A 3,187-nucleotide genomic window follows, 5' to 3' on the forward strand; every position below is an offset into this window, starting at 1 on the left:
CGCCCAGAGCCCCACAGCCGCGCGGCTCAGGCTTGCGCGCGCCGCAGGAATCCGCGGATGCCGATGGCCGCGAAGAGACAGATGGAGCCGACGAGCACGATCAGCGTGACCGGCAGCGGTACGTGCTCCACGTTCGGGGACGTCACGGCCCGCATGCCCTCACTGGCGTACGACAGCGGATTGGCGCCGCAGATCACCTGGAACCAGCGCACCTCGTCCAGGGCGACGAGCGGGAACTGCGTGGACCCTGTGAACAGCAGAGGCATCAGGACCAGCGTGAACATCACGTCGACCTTGTCGCTGCTCACCGACGTGCCCAGGCACAGGCCGATCGAGGCGCCCGCGAGCGCGCCGAGCCCGGCGATGGCGAGGGCGGGCACGGTCTTGCTGATCGGCCACGACAGGTCGAGGAGCACCATGCCGACCGGCGTCATCATCAGCGACGCCACGAACCCGTACAGGGCGCCGAAGAGGATCTTCTCCACGGCCACCAGGCGCAGCGAGATGGGCGAGAGCAGCCGGTCCTCGATCTCCCGCGTGTACGAGAAGTCGACGACGAGCGGCAGTGCCGTGTTCTGCATTCCGCCGAGGAATCCGTTCAGGGCGAGCACGCCGGGCAGCAGGACGGCGCTGTAGTCGCCGTCCACATAGCCCGCGTCGCTCAGCAGCACGCCGAACACGAACAGCGTGAAGAACGGCTGGATGATGGCCTGCCCGATGAACGTCGGGAACTGGCGCAGGGCGACGAAGACATCGCGCCACAGGATGGCGCCGAAGGTGTGCAGTTGGCTCGTGGCCGGCGCGGTCGCGGCCTCCGCGGTGGGTGCCTCGGTCGCGGTTGTCGCAGTCATCGCAGATTCTTTCCGGTGAGGTGGAGAAAGACGTCTTCGAGGGAGACCTTTCCGACGCCGACATCCGTCACCCGGTAGTCACCGCCGGTCAGCGCCGCGAGCGCCGGCTGGAGCGCCGCCACCGGCTCGGTGTCCGTGTAGATGCGGAACCGGAAACCGTCCACGGGCGGTGCCTCCGGGTCCACTTCGTCGACCTGGCGCACCCCGGGAAGCGCGGAGAGCAGCTTCGCCACCGGCTCCGGGCCCTGCGGCGACTCCACGGTCAGGGCGAGCGTCGAGTGCGCGGGCAGCAGCTTGCCGAGACCTTCGGGGGTGTCCAGGGCCAGCAGGGTGCCCCGGTCCACGATGCCCACGCGGTCGCAGAGCTTGGCGGCCTCGTCCATGTCGTGGGTGGTGACGACCACCGTGACGCCGCGCTCGGCGAGGTCGGCGACCCGTTCGTGCACGAACAGCCGCGCCTGCGGGTCGAGTCCGGTCGCGGGCTCGTCCAGGAACAGCACGCTCGGCCGGTGCATCAGCGCGCGGGCGATCATCACCCGCTGCACCTGCCCTCCGGACATGTCGTCGACCTTCGACTTGCGGTAGTCGGCCAGGCCCATCTGCTCCAGGAGCTCATCGGCCCGGGAGCGCCGCTCGGTGCGCGGCATTCCGTGGTACGTGGCGTGGAACAGCAGGTTCTGACGCACCGAAAGGGACCGGTCGAGGTTGTTGCGCTGCGGCACCACCGCGAGCACCCGTTTCGCCTCTCTCGGCCGCGCGACCACGTCCACGCCGTCGATGACGACTTCGCCCGAGGTCGGCCGCACCCGGGTGGTCATCATGCCCACCGTCGTGCTTTTCCCCGCGCCATTGGGGCCGAGCAGGCCGAACACCTCGCCCCGGTACACATCGAAGCTCAGCCCGTCGACCACGCGGCGTGCGTCGGACGCGTACTGTTTCACCAGATTCTCAACCCGGACAGCGTTTTCCACGTGCCCGACACTAGAGCCGGGCGACTTTCCCGAACACCCCTGTATCCGCCCGCCGTACCGGCCCCATAGGGGCTGGTTAGGGGTAGGGGGATCGAAGAACGCACTGTTAGCCTGCCACGGTATTGTGGGCAAATTTATCTGAAGTGCGGCCAGGAATTCTGCGGCGTTCCGAAGCGCGGTCGGTGAATTTACCCGAAGTACAGTCAGGAATTTCTGAAAGCCATCTCGGCCGGTGCTACGGAGTGGAACATTGAGCGACTTCGAGGAATTCGCGGACGACTTTCACCCGGAGGTTCACCCGGAGAACCTGCGTGACACCCTCGAAGGCCGCCCGCGCGCGGAACAGGAACGGCGGCTTCGCGCCCTGGTGGCCGGGGAAGTCGCCGCCGTCCTCGGCGGCGCCGACGGCGGCCGGCCGGCCGGTGATCTGTCCCGCCCCTTCCTGGACCTGGGGCTCGACTCCCTGACCGCCGTGGAGCTGCACCGCCGTCTCCAGCGGGCCACCGGCCTCAAGCTGCCCGTCACCACCGTCTTCGACCACCCCAGCGCCGACGCGCTCGCCCGCCATCTGCGCGCCGAACTCTTCGACACCGCCGACGCCACGTACGTGCCCGCGGCCGCGCGCCGCGCCGACGACGAGCCCATCGCCATCGTCGCCATGAGCTGCAAGCTGCCCGGCGGCGTGGAAACCCCCGAAGAGCTCTGGCAGTTGGTCGCCGACGGCGTGGACGCCATCTCCGACTTCCCGGCCGACCGCGGCTGGGACCTGTCCGCCCTGTACGACACCGACCCCGACCGGCCCGGCACCAGCTATGTCCGCGAGGGCGGCTTCCTGCACGACGCGGGCGAGTTCGACGCGGACTTCTTCGGCCTCTCGCCCCGCGAGGCCCTCGCCACGGACCCGCAGCAGCGCCTTCTCCTGGAGGCGTCCTGGGAGGCGCTGGAGCGCGCGGGCATCGACCCCGCCTCGCTGCGCGACTCCGGCACAGGCGTCTTCGTCGGCGCCGAGACCCAGGAGTACGGCCCTCGCCTCAGCGACGCCGGCGACGGCCTGGAGGGCTATCTCGTCACGGGCACCGCCGCCAGCGTCGCCTCCGGGCGCATCGCCTACACCCTCGGCCTGCAGGGCCCGACGATGACGGTCGACACGGCGTGCTCCTCGTCCCTCGTCGCCCTGCACCTGGCCGTCCAGGCGCTGCGCCAGGGCGAGTGCGCCCTCGCCCTCGCGGGCGGCGTCGTGGTCATGGCCTCGCCCGGCTCCTTCCTGGCCTTCAGCCGCCAGCGCGGCCTGGCACCGGACGGCCGCTGCAAGCCGTTCGCGCAGGCCGCGGACGGCACCGCGTGGGGCGAGGGCGTGGGCATGCT

General features: G+C 70.1%; 2 protein-coding genes and 1 pseudogene. 1 reads left to right on the forward strand and 2 read right to left on the reverse strand.

Annotation, left to right across the window (positions count from 1 at the left end):
• Positions 1 to 26: 26 nt before the first annotated feature.
• Positions 27 to 851: an ABC transporter permease gene (locus STRAU_RS20685; protein ID WP_016642321.1), complete on the reverse strand. Its 825-nt coding sequence runs from the start codon at positions 849 to 851 to the stop codon at positions 27 to 29.
• Positions 848 to 1,792, reverse strand: coding sequence for an ABC transporter ATP-binding protein (locus STRAU_RS20690; RefSeq protein ID WP_016642322.1), 945 nt, complete (start codon positions 1,790 to 1,792; stop codon positions 848 to 850). Before STRAU_RS20690 ends, STRAU_RS20685 begins: the two co-directional genes overlap by 4 nt.
• Positions 1,793 to 2,129: 337 nt before the next feature.
• Between STRAU_RS20690 and STRAU_RS20695 the strand changes: the two are divergent.
• A pseudogene (locus STRAU_RS20695) lies at positions 2,130 to 3,187 on the forward strand (type I polyketide synthase); the annotation flags it as partial.

It is taken from the genome of Streptomyces aurantiacus JA 4570, assembly GCF_000414115.1.
Classification (GTDB): Bacteria; Actinomycetota; Actinomycetes; order Streptomycetales; family Streptomycetaceae; genus Streptomyces; species Streptomyces aurantiacus_A.